The organism is Marininema halotolerans, from assembly GCF_900116235.1.
In the GTDB taxonomy this organism is placed as follows: domain Bacteria; phylum Bacillota; class Bacilli; order Thermoactinomycetales; family DSM-45169; genus Marininema; species Marininema halotolerans.
The window spans coordinates 449,361-473,423 of record NZ_FPAA01000001.1 but is presented as its reverse complement, the minus strand read 5'-3'; the positions used below and the strand labels follow the sequence as shown (position 1 = coordinate 473,423).

23 protein-coding genes are annotated in these 24,063 nt (G+C 44.6%); 19 read left to right on the top strand and 4 right to left on the bottom strand.

Translation table 11 applies throughout. From position 1 onward, the window contains the following. Positions 1–165 precede the first annotated feature (165 nt). Positions 166–816 carry an NAD(P)-dependent oxidoreductase gene (locus tag CHX35_RS02340; RefSeq protein WP_091833233.1) on the top strand — a complete coding sequence of 217 codons (651 nt, stop codon included), beginning with the start codon at positions 166–168 and terminating at the stop codon, positions 814–816. A gap of 190 nt (positions 817–1,006) precedes the next feature. Here the strand turns inward: CHX35_RS02340 and CHX35_RS02335 are convergent, their stop codons facing one another. Together CHX35_RS02335 and CHX35_RS02330 are read right to left on the bottom strand one after the other, a co-directional pair. Beyond that, complete coding sequence (locus tag CHX35_RS02335) at positions 1,007–2,710, bottom strand: hypothetical protein (protein ID WP_091833228.1); 1,704 nt, start codon at positions 2,708–2,710, stop codon at positions 1,007–1,009. Between the two features lie 162 nt (positions 2,711–2,872). After that, positions 2,873–4,066, bottom strand: a complete 1,194-nt coding sequence (locus CHX35_RS02330; protein ID WP_091833225.1) for a ParM/StbA family protein — start codon at positions 4,064–4,066, stop codon at positions 2,873–2,875. A gap of 1,604 nt (positions 4,067–5,670) precedes the next feature. Here CHX35_RS02330 and noc point away from each other — a divergent pair. The 6 genes from noc to CHX35_RS02295 all read left to right on the top strand — a co-directional run bounded on the left by noc (position 5,671) and on the right by CHX35_RS02295 (position 10,956). Beyond that, entirely contained in the window at positions 5,671–6,492 is an 822-nt protein-coding gene (noc, locus tag CHX35_RS02320) for a nucleoid occlusion protein (protein WP_091833218.1), read from the top strand. A gap of 56 nt (positions 6,493–6,548) precedes the next feature. Then, positions 6,549–7,313 carry a ParA family protein gene (locus tag CHX35_RS02315; RefSeq protein ID WP_091833215.1) on the top strand — a complete coding sequence of 255 codons (765 nt, stop codon included), beginning with the start codon at positions 6,549–6,551 and terminating at the stop codon, positions 7,311–7,313. Next, on the top strand, positions 7,303–8,166 hold the full coding sequence (locus tag CHX35_RS02310) for a ParB/RepB/Spo0J family partition protein (protein ID WP_091833212.1): 864 nt from the start codon (positions 7,303–7,305) through the stop codon (positions 8,164–8,166). Before CHX35_RS02315 ends, CHX35_RS02310 begins: the two co-directional genes overlap by 11 nt. Before the next feature lie 126 nt (positions 8,167–8,292). Then, positions 8,293–9,441, top strand: a complete 1,149-nt coding sequence (locus tag CHX35_RS02305; RefSeq protein WP_245838575.1) for an aminotransferase class V-fold PLP-dependent enzyme — start codon at positions 8,293–8,295, stop codon at positions 9,439–9,441. Between the two features lie 51 nt (positions 9,442–9,492). Then, the gene (locus CHX35_RS02300) at positions 9,493–10,035 is read left to right on the top strand and encodes a DUF4446 family protein (protein WP_245838585.1); all 543 of its coding nucleotides are present in this window, start codon (positions 9,493–9,495) and stop codon (positions 10,033–10,035) included. A 36-nt stretch (positions 10,036–10,071) separates the two neighbouring features. After that, on the top strand, positions 10,072–10,956 hold the full coding sequence (locus tag CHX35_RS02295) for a diacylglycerol/lipid kinase family protein (protein ID WP_091833202.1): 885 nt from the start codon (positions 10,072–10,074) through the stop codon (positions 10,954–10,956). 176 nt (positions 10,957–11,132) lie between these two features. Here the strand turns inward: CHX35_RS02295 and yyaC are convergent, their stop codons facing one another. Next, a complete protein-coding gene (gene yyaC / locus CHX35_RS02290) occupies positions 11,133–11,723 on the bottom strand; it encodes a spore protease YyaC (protein WP_091833198.1) in 591 nt (196 codons plus the stop codon). Between the two features lie 96 nt (positions 11,724–11,819). Here yyaC and CHX35_RS02285 point away from each other — a divergent pair, with 96 nt between their 5' ends. The 12 genes from CHX35_RS02285 to dnaB all read left to right on the top strand — a co-directional run bounded on the left by CHX35_RS02285 (position 11,820) and on the right by dnaB (position 21,752). After that, positions 11,820–12,872: a YkvI family membrane protein gene (locus tag CHX35_RS02285; protein WP_091833195.1), complete on the top strand. Its 1,053-nt coding sequence runs from the start codon at positions 11,820–11,822 to the stop codon at positions 12,870–12,872. Positions 12,873–13,004: 132 nt separating this feature from the next. Further along, positions 13,005–13,622 carry a lysophospholipid acyltransferase family protein gene (locus tag CHX35_RS02280; protein WP_091833192.1) on the top strand — a complete coding sequence of 206 codons (618 nt, stop codon included), beginning with the start codon at positions 13,005–13,007 and terminating at the stop codon, positions 13,620–13,622. Between the two features lie 51 nt (positions 13,623–13,673). Continuing rightward, a complete protein-coding gene (locus tag CHX35_RS02275) occupies positions 13,674–13,880 on the top strand; it encodes a DUF951 domain-containing protein (protein WP_091833474.1) in 207 nt (68 codons plus the stop codon). A gap of 186 nt (positions 13,881–14,066) precedes the next feature. Then, positions 14,067–15,167 carry a redox-regulated ATPase YchF gene (gene ychF / locus CHX35_RS02270; protein ID WP_091833190.1) on the top strand — a complete coding sequence of 367 codons (1,101 nt, stop codon included), beginning with the start codon at positions 14,067–14,069 and terminating at the stop codon, positions 15,165–15,167. A gap of 146 nt (positions 15,168–15,313) precedes the next feature. Further along, positions 15,314–15,607, top strand: a complete 294-nt coding sequence (rpsF, locus tag CHX35_RS02265; protein ID WP_091833187.1) for a 30S ribosomal protein S6 — start codon at positions 15,314–15,316, stop codon at positions 15,605–15,607. A 94-nt stretch (positions 15,608–15,701) separates the two neighbouring features. Further along, positions 15,702–16,181 (top strand): single-stranded DNA-binding protein, encoded by a 480-nt coding sequence (ssb, locus tag CHX35_RS02260; RefSeq protein ID WP_091833184.1) that lies wholly within the window; start codon positions 15,702–15,704, stop codon positions 16,179–16,181. A gap of 38 nt (positions 16,182–16,219) precedes the next feature. Beyond that, positions 16,220–16,447 (top strand): 30S ribosomal protein S18, encoded by a 228-nt coding sequence (rpsR, locus tag CHX35_RS02255; protein WP_091833182.1) that lies wholly within the window; start codon positions 16,220–16,222, stop codon positions 16,445–16,447. Between the two features lie 149 nt (positions 16,448–16,596). Continuing rightward, on the top strand, positions 16,597–16,908 hold the full coding sequence (locus CHX35_RS02250) for a MazG-like family protein (RefSeq protein ID WP_091833179.1): 312 nt from the start codon (positions 16,597–16,599) through the stop codon (positions 16,906–16,908). A gap of 7 nt (positions 16,909–16,915) precedes the next feature. After that, a complete protein-coding gene (locus CHX35_RS02245; protein WP_091833176.1) occupies positions 16,916–17,833 on the top strand; it encodes a DUF2232 domain-containing protein in 918 nt (305 codons plus the stop codon). A gap of 91 nt (positions 17,834–17,924) precedes the next feature. Then, on the top strand, positions 17,925–19,883 hold the full coding sequence (locus tag CHX35_RS02240) for a DHH family phosphoesterase (protein WP_091833172.1): 1,959 nt from the start codon (positions 17,925–17,927) through the stop codon (positions 19,881–19,883). Beyond that, on the top strand, positions 19,880–20,329 hold the full coding sequence (rplI, locus tag CHX35_RS02235; protein ID WP_091833169.1) for a 50S ribosomal protein L9: 450 nt from the start codon (positions 19,880–19,882) through the stop codon (positions 20,327–20,329). The genes CHX35_RS02240 and rplI overlap by 4 nt, the downstream gene beginning before the upstream one ends. 70 nt (positions 20,330–20,399) lie before the next feature. Beyond that, positions 20,400–21,752: a replicative DNA helicase gene (gene dnaB, locus CHX35_RS02230; RefSeq protein WP_091833166.1), complete on the top strand. Its 1,353-nt coding sequence runs from the start codon at positions 20,400–20,402 to the stop codon at positions 21,750–21,752. A gap of 240 nt (positions 21,753–21,992) precedes the next feature. Here dnaB and CHX35_RS02225 read toward each other — a convergent pair whose 3' ends face one another. Next, a complete protein-coding gene (locus tag CHX35_RS02225) occupies positions 21,993–23,684 on the bottom strand; it encodes a SulP family inorganic anion transporter (protein ID WP_091833163.1) in 1,692 nt (563 codons plus the stop codon). Positions 23,685–24,063: the final 379 nt, after the last annotated feature.

The window sequence follows — 24,063 nt, the reverse complement described above, 5'->3', positions numbered from 1 at the left end:
ATGTCCAGGGGAAAGATTATTTTTTCTTGTGTGATCCTCTGCTATTTTAGCCGGGTTTGATGAGCAATGAACACGATGATGTAACGATGCACCCATTACGTAGTCGACACGATGGATTGGCTACGTAACGGGTGCATTTGATAACCAGGTTCACTGGAGGGTGTTATGGAACAGAGGAAAAGGATTGTGGTATTTGGAGCAACGGGTCGAACGGGTGAACATGTACTGACGCAGTCATTAGAAGAGGGTTATGATGTGATTGCCTATGTGCGAAATCCAACCAAACTCTCGCTCCAGCATGCGCGTTTAACAATCATGCAAGGGGATATTTTTAATGAAGAACAAGTCCATCACGCGATTGAGGGAAGTGATGCTGTCCTATGTGCTTTAGGTGTTCCTATGGGCTCTAAATTACCGGTTTGTTCTGTGGGCACGCAAAATATCATTCAAGCGATGAAAAGAAATGGTGTGAATAGGCTGATCGTCATTACAGGACTCGGTGTGAAACGGACACGAGGGGATATCAATTGGTTTGAACGAGCTTTCCTTACTCTCTTTTTGTGTTTGGATCAAGCGGCTGCGGATGATAAAGAAATACAGGAGGACCTGATTGAAGAAAGCCAGTTAGATTGGACGATTCTTCGACCGCCATGGTTAACCCATGGTAAAAAAACGAGCCGCTATCGTGTGGGTATGGGAGAAAGTGTCCATCCCACGCTAATCAGTCGCATTTCCAGACGAGATCTCGCCGAATGTATGGTTCAACAAATCACGGACCGGACCTTTATTCGCCAGGCACCCTATGTCATGTATTAACCATCTCGTTCCAACATTTTGATTGGTGAGGATGTGCCTTGAGGGATTGTCGTATCCTTGGTATTTTGCGGAAAGGATTCGGCATATTTCCTGGGAAATAAGTAGAATCGAAACGTGCTCTTTTCGTAAGGGTCTAGAAATGATGAAACCGCCCGATTGTTGTCAAAATGGGCGGTTTCATCATGGGGGATTACCCCAAATTATTAATGAGATTGTGTAGACCTCTAAGTGCGATTTTTCGCTTTTCCAGTTGTTCGGACTGGGGATTATTTTGTGCGAAGGGTTCCAAAAGATCCTCATACGATTGTCCATAGGGATCCTCAATATCGATGCTGTCCCGTTTGAGCTCCGTAGAGTTTTGCAAGATCTTGCGAGCGGCTTCACCCATAAATGGGGAAAGTCCTTTGTTGGATGGGGATGGTTCCAGGGGCTCTTTTTTTTGGTTGGTGGGTGTTTTAGGGTTGTACGATGAATTTGCTGATACGGATGAATCTTGGATAACGGATTCCAATGATTTTTTCCCAGATTTCGGTGTGGGTTGAGTGGAAAGGGGGCCCTTTGCCTGGGAGTGCTGGGAACCTGTTTGGTTTTTGCGATTTCTAGAAAAGGGTTCGTAAGTCATTTTTTGAAATGACGAGGATGACTCCTCAGCTACCGATGTGTTTTTATTGACGGATGACGAGGAACCTGCTGAAGATTCATCCTGATGATCCTCATGTTTTTTCCTATCATGTGGATGGGAAGGTGCTTTCCATACGATCGAACCCGCAATATGTTCTTTATCTTGTGCTGGTAGCGATGATTGTTCTTTTTTACGAGCAAAGGGTTGTAGATTTCCAGTAGGCTTTCGTGGATTGAGCTTAAAAGGAGCCATTTTTTGAACGGGTTCTTTTTGTATTAATTCATCATGGTTCGACTCCATGGAGGTCACCGATGGAGTTTGTGGCTCAGCCTGTCCAGATTGCTTGGGTGACACCTTAGAAGTTTTGGACTCGTTGGTTGGCGGTGTACCCAGTGATGATTTGGTTAACTCCCAATCATCGGAGATGGATTGAGTAGGCGAAACCGGTTTTTCTTTGAGAGAACGCTCTTGGAAAGGAAGAGTCGAGGGACGTTTTTTCTGCTCCCGTTTCCATGTGACTGGTTCATTAGGAAGCTCATCCTTTTCGGATCGAATAGAAAAAGAAGGTTCCTTACGTCGATAGGAGCCAGACATCCGTTTTCGTAAATTAAGCTCTCGTTCCTTAAAGACGGGTTCGGATAATAACGACGTGGTATGGTTTTTGGTATATAAATGATTCGATGGTGCTGATTCTGATAGAGGAGTCTCATTCTGTGTAGGTTCTGCGGTTGACGGTTGTTGGTGATTTTTAGGAGTGCGGTGAATCAACCGACGACGGTTGTGGAGCTCCCTTTCACGTAATAATTCGGAACCGGTCACAGGTGGGATGTCTTCTTCTTCCTGATGTGATTCCGTATTCGTTTCAAGGGAGGTTTTTTCCTCGTGGGTATCTTCGGGTTCCTCGAGGGGAAAGTAGGTTTCTCCCTCTTGTAGAAGATTTTCGAAGCTACGTTCTGTCGATGATTCTGTCGATTGCAAAATATATACAGAATGAGGCGATGTGGTTTCAGTGGAATGCATGGGTGTCGTAGAAACGCTATCGAATTGGGTATCATCGGGCTCGATAAAATAGGCTTCTACTCCCTGGCTGGAAAAATTGGAGATATCGTACCCTTGAACGGGGGTACTACACATTACCGATGCGATCGCCCCGGGATGCAATTGAAGTAATAGTGCACTTTTTCCGGAGAGAGCGGCCTTCTTTGCTGCTTCGACGCCTGTGGAATCGGTGCTAATCACAATTAAATCGTAGTCAGTACCTGAATGAGCCATGATAGGTTCCCCTCCTTTTTTCCAGGGTGTAAAAAAGCGATTCCCCCTGTAACCAAAGGTTAGTGGGGTTCCATGGCATGTCGCCGGAGTAATTCCAATGATGATGGAATCCCCCAGAGCGTATGCCCTGGGGGAATTTAAATATCTCTAGGTGTGGGGCTCTTATTTCTTAACGGCTTGTTTGTCACGTTTTACAGGTTTTTCAGCGGATGCTGGTACCGTAAACTCTTCTTGAATGGTGGAGGCCACTTCTTGTTGAGATTTACTTGGTACGGAGCGGGACTTTGATTGGGTAAATTTGCAGAGTCCAAAAGCATTGGCGAATTGGGCATCAATTCCATAATCCTCAGCAAAGATCAATTTATCTCCAAATTGCTCCCGGTAGTGGGTTTTAAATGGAATGGAAGAGCCACCCGTTAGAATGATATAGGTGATGTCATCTGCATAATCCAATCGAGTCCAAACTTCTTCGACAAGGGAGCTTCCTACTTCTTCGATGGATTCTTTTACGATATCGGATACATCGTAGACGGTCCCTTTAAAACTAATTTCATTGGAGCGTATAATCCGATTTAAACTCCAGATCGGATAATCTTTTCCGGTCTTTTCTGGATCGACATCCCGTGTAAACTCATGGAGTCTCTGGGAGAGAAGTTGATAGACGTTAATCATTGCATGACGGGATGTGAAGCTTTGACGTTTGATGATGGTTTCACCATGAAGCGTTTCCACATCCGAGGTACCAAATCCGAGGTCGTTAATGCTTACTTTCTGGATAAAGAGATCTTCATTCAGAAGCTGACCTTCTCTATCGAGTGCAATGTGGAAGAGGGTTGCCATCGGCTGACTGATTACGTACAAATTTTCACGTTTGATTTCAAATTCAATCTTCCGATACGGAAGGTTGCCTTGCTTAATTTCAAAGCTATGTTTACCGATTAACCGCCGTTTTAATTCTTCTTTATAATCAATGTAACTGTCCGTAGGGAGTGCGACGGAGACGACTGGTTCTGCATCAGGGTTTCCCTGAAGCATTAGCCCGGTGCTGACACGGAACATGATGAGATACTCTTGTTCCCGGAACCATGTTGGGCTAAATAAACGTCGTTCGTGGGAGTCAAATAGTTCGTCGTCAGCCGATTGCTCGATGGCTAGTTTTCCAACAAACCACTCTCTGTCGTTACTATTTTCCCGATACATGATGTTATGAGGGTCATTGTTGTAGGTGATTTCTCCTACACGATTGGGTACCACCATGTTCCGAATAAACATTTTGAGAAACTTGTCATTGTTGCGACTTACCACTTTGGTGCCATAATACCCTTGGTCGTTTCCGATATATATAGGTGTACTCATCTCTTTTACCTCCCCTTTGTTGTCGAAGGGCGTCACTTTTGCTTCAATCTTAATTTTATCAGTGCATTATAAGCAGGGTCAATAAAAAAGGCGACATACTCACCTTATTTTTGACGAAATATGACATAGTATTAATCATATTTGTCGATTTATGTATCCTATGTATTTTTAAATAATAAATTTATTGATTGATTTCTTTGCCGAATATTACCCCTTTTTCATAGGATCGTATTTTTATTAGGAGATTCTTTGCAGAATGAAAAATGTGGAGCAATATTGCTAAGGTATGAGGATGTTTATATTTATCGTAAACAGAAAGACGTTTCGTTTCAAGAGGTTATTTTCATAGAGAGGGAAACTGCGGAATCAATGTGAGAATGAAATTGATTCGCTTTCCCTTTGGGGGAGCGTGAATCCCATACTTTTCATTCACCAAAGAATAACATGGAGTGGGTTCACTTGTTATTGTAAATAGGAAATAAGTGTTTGGATAAGAAGATCAATGATTTGCAGATGACAGGACCGTTGAGGAGTTGTATCACTTACGCATGCAATTGTTTAGCCCAAAGAACTCGAAGGGTAGTAGGGCTTGCTAGGAAGTTAGGGGATAAACATCGCTATAAGAGCGGCAACAATGTGGATATATTTACCTCTTCCATGTAAAGGTGGAGTTGTTTGAAAAATAAATGATGAGAGAATGAACGTTAATAAGGTTATTGGATGAAGAAACATTGCCATGCGAATCAGCCCAATATTGTTCCACGTGAAACATTTATGATGAATGATTAAGGATTCCTGGGATTGGCATGGAGGATGATAGGGAATTGGCAGGTTCTTTGTTCTTCGAGTCGAATAAGTAATACAGTAAATAACCTGGTGATGAAATGTATTTTCATGTTGAGTAATCAATGGATAGGAAAGGGCTTCTTTTTCCCAATAAATCCATAACCCTGTTATTTCAGCATGATAGAAACAAAAAAACTTTCTATGGATGCTCACTCGTATTAGTACCTCGATCACTTTTGTTGAGCGAAGTGGGATTGATTAAGGGGATCTGTTAGTTGCTTGAATCGTAAGTCGCTACTCCCGTATCCCTTCCGAAATCGCTGATACTCAGAAGTTATTAGCATCCTACTTATCCACTAATTTGAGAGAGCCGGTTCTCAAGCGATTATCGATCTCCTAACGAAAGAACAACCATACAAAGCGAAGGAGATTGCCGAATGGGTTAGCAAATGTTTTTCCATTATGCACAGGAAGTGATGTAGTATGAATGAAGGAGAACCTTTGTTAACTGAGATGAAGAGGTTAAGGAAGTGTAACTTCCTCTCAAAGGGTTTTCATCCATCTGCAGGCGCGGGGAAGCGATATGCCAGTGTTTTTGATTGCCTAACGTGAAAGAGTAGTTGGAAAGGCAGGATCCATTGAAGTTGTAACCATAGGGATTACTGGCTACCTCATAAGAAAAGGTTTTGAACCTAGCTGGGGGTAGAAGAAGACAAGAAATCAAACCAAGAAAGAAGTAGGCAACCATACGGAAGGTTGCTAGGGTTTTACGTAGTGATGGTATGAATTTGATACCAATATAGGTGGTGTCCACAAGTATGAGAGAGCCGTTTAGTCGCCTATTTGGCATAGCGGATAAAGAAGAACAAGATAGGGACGAGGTTAAGCAACTAGCGGTTCATCTCATTCAACCCAGTCCCTATCAACCTAGGACGATTTTTGATGATGAACGAATTGAAGAATTATGTCAAACTATCCGTACACATGGTGTCATCCAACCGATTGTGGTCCGAACGACTCTTGGTGGCTATGAGTTAATCGCTGGGGAAAGGCGCTTACGTGCAGTAAAAAAAATAGGCTTGGATACGATTCCCGGAATTGTCCGGGAGATGAGTGATACGGAAGCGGCTTCAGCTTCTTTAATTGAGAACTTACAACGAGAAGGCCTTACGGCAATTGAGGAAGCGTTAGCTTATCAGAAATTGATTGAATTGCATGAGTTGACCCAAGAGAGCTTGGCGCAACGCCTTGGAAAAGGTCAGTCAACCGTTGCAAATAAACTACGGTTATTGCATTTACCTGAGCCAGTTCGTCAGGCGCTAATGCGCCGTGAAATCACAGAGCGGCATGCCCGAGCGTTATTGATCCTTAAAGAAGCAGAAGCGCAGCTGATGGTGTTAGCAGAGGTTATCGAGAAGGAATTAAATGTGAAACAGACCGAAGAGCGGATCCGAAAGTTGATGGAAGCCCAACCTCCTCAACGGAAAAGAAAACGAAAATCCTTTTCACGTGATGTCCGCATTGCAATGAATACGATTCGGCAATCAGTGGATATGGTGAAGGATTCAGGCTTAGCTGTGTCTGCGGATGAACAGGAATTTGATGATTTTTATGAGGTTGTTATTCGTATTCCTAAGTGAAAACCGGAATTCATCGAGTTGAAATCCCATCACAGTCATCGAATTGAGGTGTAAAGATGAGTCATGTCGTTGCGATCGCCAATCAGAAAGGGGGAGTGGGTAAGACAACCACTTCCATTAACCTGGGTGCGAGTTTAGTGAACCAGGGTAAGAAAACACTGATTGTGGATATCGATCCCCAAGGAAATACAACTTCGGGTTTGGGGATTAACAAAGCTGAGGTTAATCAATGCATTTATGATGTCTTAATCAACGAAGCACTGATGCAAGAAGTTGTATTGCATACTTCCATGGAAGGGCTCGATGTAATTCCTGCTACGATCGCACTTGCAGGGGCGGAGATTGAATTAGTAAACACATTATCCCGAGAACTCCGTCTTAAACGTGCACTGCAAAAAATTCGAGAAGAATATGACTATATCCTCATTGATTGTCCTCCATCCTTAGGCGTATTAACCATCAATTCGCTAACGGCGGCAGATGCTGTATTAATACCAATTCAATGTGAATTTTATGCGTTGGAAGGGCTAGGGCAGTTGCTTAATACGGTCCGGATCGTGCAGAAGCATCTAAATAAACGATTGGAAATCGAAGGGGTTCTATTAACAATGTTTGATGGGCGGACCAACTTATCGGTACAGGTAATGGATGAAGTGAAGAAATACTTTCAACAGAAAGTATACCAGACGGTGATTCCACGAAATGTTCGGCTAAGTGAAGCTCCCAGTCATGGAAAACCGATTCTTTCCTATGATGCCCGTTCTAAAGGCGCAGAATGTTATGTAGCTTTGGCAAAGGAAGTGATGGGAAATGGCCAGTAAAGGATTAGGAAAGGGACTGGACGCTCTCTTTCCTACAGCACAAATCGAGGAAAATGAATCATTTAATGAAGTTTCAATTACAGAATTAAGGCCTAATCCATATCAGCCACGTAAACATTTTGACGCTGAAGCCTTGGAAGAGTTGATGGCCTCGATTCAAGAACATGGAATTGTTCAACCCCTCGTTGTGAGAAAAAGCATACGCGGATATGAAATCGTCGCAGGGGAACGCCGATTTCGTGCCGGGAAAGAAGTGGGTTTAGCTAAAGTTCCTGTTGTTATTCGGGAATTTTCCGATGAGCAGATGATGGAGATCGCGCTCATCGAAAATTTACAACGGGAAGATTTGAATTCGATGGAGATTGCTCAAGCCTATAAAAAACTGCAGAATCATCTTTCTATCACCCAAGAAGAATTGGCTGTTCGTGTGGGTAAAAGTCGTCCTCATGTGGCTAATTTCCTGCGGTTATTACAGTTGCCTGTTGAATTACAGGAGAGTGTTTCACGTGGAACATTGTCGATGGGACATGCGCGTGCGCTATTAGGAGTAAAGGATCGAGAGATGATGTTGCACTTAGCGCAGAAAGTGGAGAAAGAAGATGCGAGTGTGCGTCAATTAGAGGAATGGGTTCAACAAACTGCGGGTACTTTGCAACCAAAAAAGAAAAACAAGAAGCGTGAAGAGACTCCTTCTGCATATAAACGGTATGAAGATTTGTTACAAGAAGCATATAGTACACCCGTGCGAATTCGACAAGGACGAAAAAAAGGACGGATTGAAATCGAGTATTACTCTCAGCGTGAATTGGAACGATTGGTTGAGATCTTACATAAGGATCGCATTATTGATTAACGATGGGTTGCGGGATTTATCATCCCAAACCCATGTTGGCGTATCGCTTGACAGGGGTTTGTTTTTTGGATCACAACGACATTCTCTATTGGATGATCCATGTGATTGGAAAAGGGGTTTTTAACCTTGATCTATTTAGACAATGCGGCAACAACGTGGCCAAAACCAACGTCCGTTGTTACAGAGATGGCACGCTTTATGGAAGAGTGTGGTTCCAGTCCAGGTCGTGGCGGACATCGCTTGGCTAGGAAATCAAGAAAGTTGGTGGAAGAGACACGTGCTGCTCTTTCCCGGCTTTTTCATACAGAGGCACCCGAAGATATATGGTTTTGCCTGAATGGAACCCATGCAATTAACCAAGTATGTAAGGGCTGGCTACGTCCCGGGGATCATGTACTTACGAGCAGTTGGGAACACCATGCAGTGGCCCGTCCCTTAGCGATGCTTCAACATGAGATCGGAATTAAAGTTACTCATGTTCCTCCAACTTCTTCAGGATTAATTGATATGGATGCCATGGAAAAAGCGATAACCCCGGACACCAATTTGATTGCGATGACCCATGCATCCAATGTGACGGGGGCGATCCTTCCTATTGAAGAAGTTGGCGAAATCGCACGGCATTTTGGAATACCCTTGTTGGTTGATGCAGCGCAAACCGCTGGACGTATTCCTATCGACGTCCAAGCACTTCCAATTGACTTCCTCACCTTTCCTGGTCACAAAGGATTATTTGGACCACAAGGGACAGGTGGGCTTTATGTACGTCCTGGTATTTCCCTTTCTCCCCTCTTGCAAGGTGGAACGGGTAATCGCTCAGAAGAACTTACCCCATTGAATGAACGCCCTTATAGTTATGAAAGTGGAACGCAAAATGCACCTGGAATTGTTGGTTGGCGAGCGGGGCTTCGCTTTCTTGAAGAGAAGGGAGTGGAAGCGATTCACCAAAAAGAACTGGACTTAATTGCTCGTGTGCGTACCCGACTGCAGGACCTGGATGGGGTGAACCTTTATCTGCCACCTTCCCAAAACGTAGCCATCCTTTCATTTAATATGGACGGCGTGGCGAGTGAAGAGATTGCAACCGTTCTTGACCAAGAGTATGACATTGCTGTTCGATCCGGATTTCATTGTGCACCAATTGCCCATCAAAGCAATGGTACGGGGATGAATGGTACCGTACGAGTAAGCCCAGGATATTTTACAACCGACAAAGAAATTGATGCATTCATCCAGGCAATTGAAGAAATTCATAGGGAATTTGCTGGGTGGTAATCAAGGAATAAGATTTGTAGGATGATGGGAAGGAGAGCCATGGTGGTGGAGATGGATGGGTTAATGAATGAATTACAAGGGGTTTTCCCTGAAGTGATTCTAGCAGGAATTGGTTTGCTTGTGGTTTTAGGTTTTTGGATGATGGTGCTTACTGTGCAAGTCCGTCGTCAAAAGCGGTCGATTCAGCGACTAGAAAGTAAATTGGGGAAGGGAGAAGAATTAAAATCACTCCTCGAATCCGATCAAATCGATGGAGATCTTGTAATTGCCCATTTAGAGGGGATACACACACGCCTTTCCAAGCTAAAAGGACGCATGGGTCTGGTGAGGTACAATGCGATAGGCGAGCGGGCTTCCGATCTAAGCTTCTCATTGGCTTTTTTGGATGAGAATAAAGATGGTATTGTGATCAGTAGTCTCTCTGGAAGCCAAGGGGTTTCGTATAACTACGCAAAGCCGATTCAACAGGGGATATCATCCTATCGCCTTTCTAAAGAGGAACATGAGGCGATTGCTCAAGCTTTACAACCAACGATCGAAATGGAGGATGGAGATAACGCATCTCCACATCCAATGGAAGTCATCCAAAAATGACCAATCATCTTAAATGAATCAGGAGAGGGCATAGGAATGATCGTTTTTATAGTGAACCCGATATCTGGTAAGGGAAAAGCGCGTAAGATGTGGCCGGTGTTGGAACACCATTTGCAACAAAAGAACGTTTCGTATCAATGGTATTTTACCGAGCGACCTGGACACGGTATCGAATTGGCTCAACAAGCGGCCCTAGATCAAGCTGAAATTGTGGTAGCGGTTGGTGGAGACGGTACCGTTCATGAAGTAGCCAATGGAATAAGTGGTTTTGATACGATACTGGGTTATATTCCACTCGGTTCAGGAAATGATTATGCCCGTGCCCAATCGATTCCTTGGAATCCCATCGCGGCACTGGAACGAATTTTAGCGCAGCGTACGACCCTACGGGATACTGCTGACTTTATAGGAACAGAAAAAAATGAAGGGAGGATGGTTAATACTGCGGGGATCGGATTTGATGGCAGTGTGACAAAGTGGGTAAACCAATTTCCGTTAAAGAAGTGGTTGGGTAAGTTGTCCTATGTGGTTGGCGTGCTACGGGTTCTAGGGCGTTTTCGCCCAACCGCCGTGACTATCCATGTAGATGGAAAAGAACATCATTTCCAAAAGACATGGTTAATCGCAGTCGCAAATATTCCTTATTACGGTGGCGGTATGAAGATTTGCCCAGATGCTTCCGATCAGGATGGATTGTTGGATATATGTGTTGTGGATGGCATTAGTAAAGGAATGCTTTTGTTCATGTTTCCTCGTGTATTTCTGGGTAATCATATCCAACATCCTGCGGTTCATATTTTTCAAGCTCGACAGGTTCGCATTGAGGCAAAACATGATTTGATGGTACAAATCGATGGGGAGAGTAAAGGAAAGACACCCATTGAGTTTACAGTGAACCCGTCCTCCTTACGTGCGGGATGAGATCAAATTAGCCGGCAGCTATCCTATTCTTTTATCAAACAAATAAGAAGCCGTTCCGCTAGTGGAATCGGCTTCTTATTTGTTTGATAAAGCATGTTGATTAACCAAAACGGGTGAGTTACTTAAAAGGGATGAGTGAGAGAAATTGATTGTTTTACATCCCCCATGATGATTGCTTAATGAGCAGGTTTTACTAAGCAATTTTGTGTCGCAAGGGATAATGCAGCAGCAATGATATCCGCCATTTTCATAACGACACTTAGACGCGTATTTTGAAGGACAAAGTATTCCATAAAGCCAGCAACATTGACGATCCCAGTAATATGAATTTGTCCTACCTCAGGCAATTGTTTATTGACACCAGCACCCGGCTTTAAAGGACCATTCCCGACTTGTATCCAACCTACACTGGATAACTGACCTAGGCAGGCATCTACGGCAATCACCCGGGGTGAACGAAGTTCTTTGCGCATCTTAAGTAGAGTTTGACGAAGGTTTACTGCGTGTACAGGCTCGTCCAATGTGCCATAGACTTGGATATTGGGAGAGGTGATTTTTTCTAACTGAGAGCCGACGAGAGGTCCAAGAGAATCGCCTGTCGATCGATCTGTGCCGATGCATAGAATCGCGTATTCAGAAGCGGTAGGATAGAGCTGGATGGCTTGAGCTAACCAATTGGCGCATTGGTGTTTTGCACTAGGGTGACTATATTGAATACGAGGGGGACTAGAAAAAAAGGATCCGGATGGTTGAACCGGCTCTCGCATAGTCGTGACCTCCGAGGGGAAATATTTCCTTACCAGTATACGGAAACGGATCGGTAAATATACATGGTAAGGACAACCCGGACAAGGGGGATCGATATGCGGTTCAACTTGTGGCAATCCGTAAAGATTAGCATGACCATCGTGGGCACGACAATCGGAGCAGGCTTTGCATCTGGACGAGAGATTTGGGAATTTTTTGGCTCTTATGGGGAAGGAAGTAGTGGAAGTATCCTACTTGCTACCCTCATCTTTTTTGCAGCCATCGTCACGATCCTCCAGATTAGTTGGAGGAATCATACCAGTCACTATTCAGAGATACTCAAGGTGATTTTCCCCGAGCGCATTGCTCTATTCTTCGATGTACTCGTACTTGTCTTTCTTCTCTCGAGTACATTGGTAATGGTGGCGGGGAGTGGTGCTACTTTTCAGCAATGGAACGGTTCCTTCAATATCGGGGTACTGGTGATGGTTGTGGCAGTGCTTGTAATTTTATTTTTTGATGTGCGGGGATTAATGTCGATGAATTTAGTGTTAATTCCAGTGATGACAACGGTCTTGATCTTTGTATGTTTTCATTTTCTCCATATTAGTGGTTGGAGTGCATCATGGTCGGAAACACCGCCTACCTCCCTTCCAGTATGGCCCTCCGCGATAACCTATGCCGCATTTAACATGTTATCATTACTGGCTGTTTTATCGACGATCGGTAAAGAGGTTCGTCATCAAGGAGAGATATGGCTTGCCGGGGCAATTAGTTGTGGAGCGTTAGGAATGATTGCTTATTTGTACAATTATTCACTACTCAAAGTGAAGGACCTAATTTCCCAATATGAGATTCCGTTATTTGCCTTGGTCAGGGACTATTCTCCAGTGTGGGTATTTGCGATTTCCTTTGTTTTATGGCTCGCGATTTACACGACAGCGGTGAGCAATATTCACGGGCTTGCTTCTCGGTTATCCGATTGGGTTCGGTTGCCTCACTGGCTTGTAGGTGGAACGGTGTTGTTGTTGTTACTTCCTTTGACTCAATTAGGATTTGCCACTTTGGTAACCTATCTGTATCCGTTGTATGGTGTATTGAATTTGTTTATCCTGACGATGATTATGCTTTATCCCTTCTCAAGTCGAAGTAAGAAAAAAAGCTTATAAAGAACCACCCATCCGTGCCATATGGCACGGATGATTCATGGAAAAATTGGATAGAAAACGCTTTTTATCCCCTTTTCCAGTGAATTCATTTTATAATAGGAGAAAAGAGAGTGATGATGGAGGTGAGATGTTATGTGGTACACCATTGCGAAAAACCTAGTCGCTTTTGTCCTTCGTTTTTATCATCGCGTGGAGGTAACAGGCGCTTCTAATATTCCGAAGACTGGACCGCTTATTCTTGTCGGCAATCATGTCAGTTATATTGATCCTTTTTATATCGGGGGGTCCTTTCCTCGTAAAGTACATTATATGGCCAAAAAGGAATCCTTCAGCCATCCAGTACTGAATACCATTCTTACCAAGTTAGAATCCTTTCCAGTTCAAAGAGGGAAAACGGATCTACGTGCCATTCGTACTGCCTTTGCCTTTTTAAAGGAAGGAGAGGTCGTAGGGATGTTTCCTGAGGGAAGTCGTAGGGATGATCATCCGATGGAAGAGATTAAACAGGGTGCCGCTTATATCGCTTTAAAAAGCAAAGCACAACTATTGCCTGTCTATATTGAAGGAACTTCCCAGGCCCTTCCTCGCCATGCGAAATGGATTCGTCCTGCTCGAGTAACGATTCGATATGGTTCACCAATATCCGTCGACCCTTCAGGTGGACGTAGAGAACAAGAACGGTTGAGTAACGAATTGCTGCATGCATTGCATCAACTCGCGCAAGAAAAGAGGAACCAACGAGTGAGTTGAAATCCAATGGCGGTCTTTCTATAATGAAGGGAAGCGAGGCAGGTGAATTCCATGGATCGAAAAGCATTTCATTTGGGGGATGTTGTTGAAATGAAAAAGGGGCATCCCTGTGGAACCAATGCCTGGAAAGTGATTCGAATGGGAATGGATATTCGGATGAAGTGCACAGGTTGCGGTCATAGTGTTTTGTTGCCACGGTCTCGGTTTGAAAAACGGCTACGAAAAATTTTGATCCATGCGGATCCGCCTGATGAGTAAGATCATCTAATGATATGGATGCTGAAGATGGAAGAGTTCAAGGCACCGTCGTCAAGCGGTGCTTTCATTATGATGGAGGGTTTTGTTTTAACTGAAGCAAAATGATTAGTAATTAGATTCCCAATCACATAGAGAAGTTGCAACTTATTTTACGGGAGTAAGAAATACCCCAAGGAGATGACAACAATGGCACTTACGACAGGTATCGTCGGCCTGCCCAACGTTGGCAAGTCGACCCTTTTTAATGCAATTACGCGTGCGGGAGCAGAATCCGCAAACTACCCCTTTTGTACCATTGATCCCAATGTAGGTGTGGTAGATGTACGTGATGAACGCATGGATCAGTTAGCAGCGATGGTGAATCCGCAACGGGTGGTTCCCACTTCCTTTCAATTTACGGATATTGCCGGACTCGTAAAGGGAGCTAGTAAAGGGGAAGGACTTGGTAATCAGTTTCTCTCTCATATTCGTGAAGTGGATGCGATCATTCATGTGGTACGTTGCTTTGACGATGAGAACATTGTTCATGTATCCGGAGAAGTGAATCCACTAGAGGATATGGAAACCATTAATTTGGAGTTGGTTCTTTCGGATCTAGAGACGGTCGAACGTCGATTGGATCGAATTGCACGTCAAAAGAGAAGCGGGGATAAAGATGCAGCAGCAGAGCATGGAATCCTCGAGAAATTACATGGGGCATTAACTGAAGGGCACCCGGCCCGTTCGGTTGATTTGGATGAGGATGAGCGTAAGCGCGTCAGTTCCCTCAATCTTTTGACCTTGAAACGGATGCTTTACGCAGCAAATGTGTCAGAGGATGATGTAGCGGATGCCGATGCCAATCCTCATGTGATCGCCTTAAAGAAACAAGCCCAAGTTGAAGGAGCGGAAGTAGTCACCATCAGCGCTCAATTAGAAGCAGAGATTGTTGAATTGGAAGGGGAAGAACGTGAACTCTTTTTAGAAGAGTTGGGCCTTCAATCCTCAGGGCTGGATCGCCTAGTAGCAGCGGCTTATCGACTGCTGGGGTTGGCTACTTACTTTACAGCCGGGGAAAAGGAAGTGCGTGCCTGGACCATTCGGCAGGGGATGCGAGCGCCTCAAGCCGCTGGAGTCATTCATTCCGATTTTGAACGTGGATTTATCCGGGCAGAGGTTGTGGGATATAACGATTTGATGGAAGCAGGTTCCATGGCAGGTGCTCGGGAGAAAGGATTTCTCCGCTCAGAAGGAAAAGAGTATGTGGTCAATGATGGTGATGTCATCCTTTTCCGTTTTAATGTGTGACGATCAGTCGTCAAATCTTGTCAAATGGGGTTCACTCTGATAGAATAAAATATCGTGAATAGGGTACTTACATTTAGGCCGATATCGCCTAGCTATTCACTCCTTGCCCATTATGGGCCGCTTAGTCCAAAAGGAGGTGGAAAAACATGCACAACTATGAGCTAATGTACATTGTTCGTCCGGAATTGGACGAAGAAAAGCTGAACGCTAACCGTGACAAGGTACAAGGGATCATCACCCAGAACGAAGGGGAGATCGTTGAGCTAAAGCACTTCGGCAAACGCCGTCTCGCTTATGAGATCAATGACTACCGTGAAGGGATCTACACCGTCATCACGTTCAACGGAACGGAAGCGACTGTGAACGAACTCGATCGGTTACTCAAACTGAATGATGACGTTACCCGTCACATGGTTATTAATATTGATGATAAAAAATAAGGGCATGAAAAAAGAGAGTATCGGCCCAAAGGGACAGACAGTTCCCGTTGAACTGTCAAACTGACGGGCTGTAGCCCGAAAGGAGAGGTGCCCTATGTTGAATCGGGTCGTACTAATCGGTCGTCTGACGAAGGATCCCGAACTCCGGTATACCCAAAGTGGAGTGGCAGTTGCCAGCTTCCGCTTAGCGGTGGAGCGCCCTTTCACTAACCAACAAGGTGAAAAGGAAGCCGATTTCATTGATATCGTTGCCTGGCGTCAATTGGGTGAAACCGTGGCGAATTATATGAAAAAGGGTCGGCTTGTTGCCGTCGAAGGTAGACTACAAATTCGTAGTTATGAAAACCAGGAAGGCCGCCGAATTCGGATCTCGGAAGTCGTCGCAGATAATGTACGCTTCTTAGAATCGAGGGCCCAGGCCGCTGCATCGGATGCAGGTTCCTATAATCAAGACTATGGAAACAGTGGTGGAAATGGTGGAGGGAACTTTGGAGGGGGCCGTAGTCCTTCCAATGACCCCTTTGCTGATGACGGAAAACCGATCGATATCTCCGATGACGACTTGCCCTTCTGATATGGATTGGAGCATTCAAGTTGAGAGGAGGAAATCACATGGCACGCCGTCGTGGAAATAAGCGTCGTAAAGTATGTTTCTTTACGGTTAATAAAATCGAGTACATCGATTATAAAGATATCGACTTGCTTCGCAAGTTTGTGAGCGAACGTGGCAAAATCCTGCCTCGCCGTGTAACGGGTACTTCCTCAAAGTACCAACGGCAATTGACCCGGGCAATTAAACGGGCTCGGCAGATGGCTCTCTTGCCTTACGCTACCGATTGATGAAAAGAGAGAAGGGGTGTGGAAACGCCCTTTCTTTTTTTATATTATTTAATGGTAATACAAGTGTGGGAAGGGAAGGCTGAAAAGGAGGAATCTGTCTTTCTTTTGTCGAACAAGCTCCCATAGCCTGACAAAGGAGTGCGGAGCCAATGAGTCGGCCAGAGCGAAATGTCCACATTGCTAAAAGTGTGAAAGTGATCGAATGGCTAAAGACCGAACTGTTGGATCAAATTGCTAACCTATATAAAGGGCTTCATCAAGCCAATCAGTCTTTGATATCGGATAGTCTCGCAAGTTTAGTGATTGTCGTCTATGTTTTGGCTCGCCGAGTAGGGGTGCCCTATCGTGAACTCGATCAAAATGTGGCACGGAAGTTACGTGAACATACAAGAGAAGGGCATCAGCTAGAAGAATGGTACGGCGATCTCTCCCAATTGGAAGAATACATCAACAAGAGGTGACTGGAGTTTGTCCCGATTTGCAGACCTTCGGTTTGGATTGCTAACGTTTGGGTTATTTATTTTATTGATCGTTAGTTTCATGTTGCCGCCAATTTCCTTTGTAACGATTTGGTTTTTACCCCTTCCATTTTTCCTTCATGGTGCTCGTTTTGGGGGACGGTCGCTTGCATTTCCAGTGGCCCTATCTGGATTGTTCATTTTGCTTCTTTTTCCCCATATCTTGCTTTTTTCCTTGTTTGCCTTTGGCGTAGCGACGGGAGCGGCCATGGGATTACTATACCGGCGGGACCGTGTCGCAGGCACAGATGTTGTACTCGGTGGGGTCGTCACTGCTTGGATCAGTATGATTATACTGGTTATTTTAGCAGCATCCTTTACCCACTTGTTTTCCGAGTTAGCGACAAACTGGGATAAACAGTGGCATCTCATGGAACAACAAATGAAGTCGATGGGAACCGGGGAATCACTACCTGATCCAGCAGATCTTAGAAAAGTGCTTCCTGGCATGATGCTTCTTTTGCTTATTCCTTTTCCGATTTTTACCTTTTTGTTGGGACGACGTTTCCTCAGTCGTTCAGGTTTGCCAAGGAAAGAACTACTGCCCTTCCGTTCTTGGCGACTCCCACGCTCTTTCGTCTATTTTTATTTTGTAACACTCATCGGAATCCTCCTTCAATCCAGTTTTGATTGGGGTTCCTTCAACTTATTATTCAGCAATGCGGTTGCTCTTTTATATGTTTTGTTTATCTTCCAAGGGTGGTCATTGATAGCCTACCTTCTTTATGCACGAGGGAAAAGTGGAAGATGGATGATCATTGTGATAGCAATTTCGCTCATTCTTACCCCTGCTACAGTATTGATCCACTTGTTGGGGATCCTTGATTCTGGAACGCAGCTCCGTCACCGAATCAAGGAGAAGCGTTAGGGTCGATTTGCTATCAATTCCAGTGGAGCTAGGGTAAAATAGGCACATAAGCTCGGACTCTAAAGCTGATCCGGGGCGAGGGGTTGTCAACATGCCAAAGTTCATTACTAAGCGCTGGCACGGCTTCCATATGGTTTTTGCAATGGGTTTCATTTTAGTACTCGTAGCTCTTCTCTCGATCTATCGATGGGAATTTAGCTTATTTGGCTTGGCGGTTTTTTTCGTTTCAGGCGCCTTGTTGTTTCAAGCTGAGAGAGCCTTTCGTAAAGAGTTTATCGACTACGTGCAAACTCTTTCGCAACGGATTAAGGGAGCTAGCCAGGCGGCTGTTGATCATATGCCAGTAGGGATCCTCTTATATAATCGCAAAGGGGAAATCGATTGGCATAATCCATATATTCGGGAGATGACTAACCGGGAAGGCTTAGTAGGCCTACCTGTCAACGAAGTGTTTCCTCGTCTCAATAGTGGAGAAACCGAACCGAAGAAGTTTCACTTTGAGGATAGCACCTTTGAAGTGATTCATTATCCAGATGAGCGATTGTACTTCCTGCGGGATGTGACCCGATTAGAACGGTTAAAAGAACTTCATGAAAATGAACGGAATGTTATTGGGTTTCTTCATATGGATAACTTTGATGAAGCAGGCACGGGACTGGATGAACAGGAACGAACACTGTTGATGACCAACGTGACGGCGGCGATTACGCGTTGGGCTCAGGAACACGATATTAGCATGCGCCGGTTTGATTCCGAGAAATTCTTTATGGTGTTGCAACGCAAGTCCCTTGATCAGTTAACGAAAAACCGTTTTGATATATTGGATGTCGTGCGAGAATTAACACGACAAAATAAAATTCCAATCACCCTCTCCATCGGTCTTGCAGCGACAGGGACATCGATGGTGGATCAAACCCGCGCAGCGGAAGCGGCACTGGATATCGCCCTTGCTCGAGGAGGCGACCAGGCGGCTGTTCAAGACGGCGAACGGGTTGTTTTCTTCGGTGGAAAGACCAATGCAGTGGAGAAACGCACTCGTGTACGTGCACGGGTAATCTCCTATGCGTTATCCAATCTGATCCGGGATAGTGAACGGGTCTTGATCATGGGTCATGATCGCCCGGATATGGATGCTTTAGGTGCGGCTATCGGGGTATTAAAATCGGTTCATTACGCAGAGCGTGAGGGTTACATTGTGATGGCAGAATCCAACCCTTCTATCGATGGACTGATGGATGCTGTTGAAGAAGATGAACAGTTACGGGAATCCCTGGTGAATCCAGAACGCGCGTTACAGTTAGTAAATTCAGGGACCTTGCTAATCTTGGTCGACACCCATAAACCTTCCATTACAATCGAGCCTAAATTGGTAGATAAAGCAGATCGCGTGGTGGTCATTGATCATCATCGACGTGGTGAAGAATTCGTGAAAGATCCTGTTTTAGTTTACCTGGAACCTTATGCCTCTTCGACAAGTGAATTGGTGACAGAGCTTCTCCAATATCAGGACGAACGTTTAGAGATGGATACATTAGAGGCGACAGCGTTGCTCGCAGGCATTGTTGTCGATACAAAAAGCTTTGCCTTCCGCTCTGGATCGCGTACCTTCGAAGCGGCTTCCTTTCTACGACGTCATGGTGCTGACTTAGCCATGGTTCAGACTTTACTAAAGGAAGACTTGGATCGTTTTGTGAAGCGGGCTGAGATTGTCAAAAATACGGAAGTGGTATACGATAAAATTGCGATTGCTGTGGGAGAAGAGAAGGAAGTATATGATCAGTTGGTCATCGCCCAGGCAGCGGATACGTTGCTCACGATGAAAGGGGTTAGTGCTTCCTTTGTTATCGGCATGCGTAATGATGGGAAAACAGCCATCAGTGCCCGTTCTCTCGGAGACATCAATGTGCAATTGATCATGGAAGAATTGGGCGGTGGGGGTCATTTAACGAATGCCGCATGCCAATTTGAAGAATTTACACCAACCGAGGCAAGGGTGAGCTTGCTCTCGGTGTTAAGAGAGACCTTCGAGGAAGGGGATGACACCGGATGAAGGTGATTTTCCAACAAGATGTCAAAGGGCAAGGTAAAAAAGGGGAAGTGAAGAATGTATCCGAGGGGTACGCTCGAAACTTTTTATTCCCTCGTAATCTCGCGGTTGAGGCCTCGGCAGGAAATATGAATTCCCTCAAGGAACAAGAACGCCGCGATGAAGAACGGAAAATTGAAGAGATTAACCAAGCGAAAAAGCTTGCTGAGAAATTAGCAGAGACCGAGATTATCTTGCATTCAAAATCAGGTGAGGGTGGACGTCTATTTGGTTCGATCACTTCCAAGCAGATCAGCCAACACTTGAAAAAAGAATGTGGGATTGCTTTAGATAAGAAGAAGATTCAGTTGGACGAACCGATTCGTACCCTTGGGGTGACGAAGATTCCAGTGAAACTTCATCCGAAGGTAACGAGTACCCTATCGGTACAAGTGCTGGAAGAGAAGTGATGAATGAATTGATTTAGTGCTCCACCTGGAGTGGAGCACTTTTTTGTTGTCGTAGGAGGGGAGAGAGAAAATGAGCGAACTTTATGCAGATCGGATGCCTCCGCATAATCAAGAAGCGGAGCAGGCGGTGTTGGGCGCTGTCTTGATTGAGCCTTCAGTGTTGGTCACCGTGACAGAACGAATACAACCTGAGGATTTCTACCGTCAGGCCCACCAGCGCTTGCTCCAAGTGATTATGGATTTAGCAGAACAAGGGGAACCTGTGGATCTCGTAACGCTCACTTCCGAGTTATCAGACCGGAAGCTCCTGGACGAAGTCGGAGGCGTATCTTATCTGACTGAATTGGTTCAAACTGTTCCTACGGCAGCGAATGTGGATTACTATGCTCGGATTGTGGAAGAAAAGGCCGTTCTGCGTAGGCTCATTCGGACAGCAACGGAAATTGCTACGTCGGGTTATTCCGGTGAAGAAGAAATCGCGACAGTAATTGACTCAGCGGAGAAGAAGATTCTGGAGATCTCCCAACGAAGGATGCGCCGGGATGGATTTCTGCCGATCCGCGATGTATTGATGGAGACCTATGAACGGATTGAAAGCCTCCACTATAATCAAGGGCAGTTGACGGGGATTCCCTCAGGGTATGCCGATCTCGATCGGATGACCTCGGGTTTTCAACAGTCGGACCTTATCATTCTCGCGGCACGACCTGCGATGGGAAAAACCGCCTTCGCTCTCAATGTGGCACAAAATGTAGCGGTGCGTGCTGGAAAGCCCGTAGCCATCTTTAACCTTGAGATGTCAGCTCCCCAGTTGGTTCAACGGATGCTAGCAGCGGAGGGCAATATCGATGCCCAAGCTTTCCGTACTGGACAGATGGGGGAAGAAGATTGGGAGAAGCTTACGATGGCGATTAGTAGCCTGGCTGACGCACCGATCTTTATTGACGATACCCCTGGAATCAACATCTTCGATATCCGAGCGAAACTGCGCCGGTTACAGGCAGAACATGGGTTAGGAATGGTGATGATCGATTACCTCCAGTTGATCGAAGGGCGAGGGAAGGATAGTCGTCAGCAGGAGATCTCGGAGATCTCCCGCTCGTTAAAGCTGTTGGCACGGGAACTAAATTGTCCAGTCATCGCCCTTTCCCAGCTTTCACGTGCAGTAGAACAACGGCAGGATAAGCGTCCAATGCTTTCTGATCTGAGGGAATCCGGTTCGATTGAGCAGGATGCGGATATTGTCTCCTTCCTCTATCGGGATGACTACTATAACGAGGAATCAGAGAAAAAGAATATCACCGAAGTGATTTTGGCAAAACACCGAAACGGTCCCGTAGGGAAAGTGGAACTTCTCTTTCTGAAAAACTACAATAAATTCCTCAGCCTTGATTTACGACATGGTCAGGCGATGGGTGGATAATGACAATAAACCCGTCTGTTTTATCAATAACGATGATAAAACAGACGGGTTTATTTTTTGTCGAATCAAGCCAGAACTCAATCGTGATCTGCTTTTTCGGAAGTAAGTAGGCGGTGTGTCAGTAGGAAAAGAGGACTTTGACATTGACTTAGACGGAAGTCGAGCGTTTGAGGGACAAGAATCATTCTTCGAGATTGCTTCCTAAAGAAATGTTGCCCCTGCTCGTCGCTTAAATCGTAATTACTGTAGAGAATTTTTTATTTTTATAAGAGAAGATCGATATTTATCAGGAATATCATTCGTTTTATAGTTATTCAAGGATGAGAAAAGTAAATGGTCGCTGGATTCATCTTTTTCCCGTAACAAATCAATTGCCTCTTCAAAGGATGTTACAAAATAAAAGGGTGAAGGATCACTTGGTTTTATTTTTTTTATTAAATCGCTGACGGGGCCATCGGGAAGTATGATCATTAGTGGGACCTTATGCTTGTTTAATTTCGCTAAGGTTTCCTCAAGGGTATAAAGTCCAGATTGATCCATATAATTAACTTTACTCATATCGAAAATAACGGCCTGCAGTTTTTTTCCTTCCATAATCTTTACCCTTGCAATCATTTCTTCAAATCGGCTAGAGAAACCAAAGAAAAATGGTCCGACAAAACGTTTAACTAGAATATTTCCTCCCTTTCCCCATGGAATGGAGAATTGATTGGCCTGTGTATAGTTAGCAATAAGGTCACCCATCCTCTTGACGAATAAAATAGAGGCCAATACCATGCCGATTGCAACCGCTTGTAAAAGGTCAACAAAGACTGTAAGAACAAGTACCGTCAAAGTGACCATTACATCTGAACGAGGGATATGTCGGAAATCTTTAAATCCGCGGTAATCAATGATGTTAATACCTACTGTAATAAGAATCCCGGCCAGGACAGGCATTGGTATGAGACTGGCATAAGAACCAAGCGCCAATAAAATAATAAGCAACGTTAAAGAGTGAATGATACCGGATAAACGAGAGGTGCCACCCGCTTGGATATTGACTACGGTCCGCATGGTCGCCCCAGCCCCTGGGATCCCGCCTATTAACGCACTAACACTGTTTCCTATTCCTTGTCCAACCAGCTCTCGATTACTCTGATGCCTTTCCCCTGTCAATTTATCTGCAACTAAGGATGTTAACAGTGAATCCAGAGATCCTAATGCGGCAAGAGTTAACGAAGGTAAAAGAATGAGGTTGAATAACTCTGGTGAAAAAGAGGGGGGGTGCATGTCAGGTAACCCTTGAGGTATTTCTCCGATCAGAGGAACTTTCATCTCAAAGATTACACTAATTAATGTGCCTGTCAGCAAAGCAACTAAGGTAGATGGAATTTGCTTCGTTACTTTTGGAAATAAGTAGATGACTGCAATCGTGATGCTTGCTAGGCTAAGAGCTTGTATATTCAACTTGGATAGAGCTTGTGGGAATTGTAAAATCACCTCTAAGGCTTTGGACGAAGTAGGAAGACCTATTAATGGGTACAACTGCAGCAAAATGATAATCACGCCAATTCCACTCATAAAGCCAGATATCACTGAATATGGAATGAATTTAACATATTTGCCAACCCCCATAATACCAAATAACAATTGGAATAGCCCTGCTAGTAAAAAAATTGAAACAATAGTGCCCGTGTTATCTGAAAAAGAAGCAATTATTGTAGCGCTGACAACCGTCATTGGACCTGTGGGTCCACTAATTTGGGTTCGGGTACCACCTAACATCGAACCAAAAAAACCAAGTGCAATGGCTCCATATAAACCAGCTTGTGCCCCTAAGCCAGAAGAGACACCAAAAGCTAAAGCTAAAGGTAGCGCTACAATAGCAGCGGTAATACCTGCTAAAATATCCCTCTGTAAGGATGTCCGATCTAGTGGCAAGTTTTTCATGTCATCACCCCGAAATTTAGATGATATTATTAAAAAATTAATTTGTCAAACTCATGATATTATCAAGTATAGTCCAGGCGTGTTGATAAATCTGGACATAGTAACAGAGAGGAGACGTGTCCGAAGCGGATAGTGTTTTATTCTCTTCGTCAATGGCAAGGCTCTTGTGCACCGAGGCGATTTCTTGATAGCCAACTATGGATACAATACATATGGGGATAGCCGTTTTAGTTAATAAAAAAGACAGAAGGAACCCGTTGCGACAGGCTCCTCCTTTGGTCAAACAAGTATGTCATTAGTTACGATAATATCAAGAAGATGGAATCTAGTCAATGTTCCCACTACCAGGAATAAAAGTGTTGGTACACGTTTGGCACTA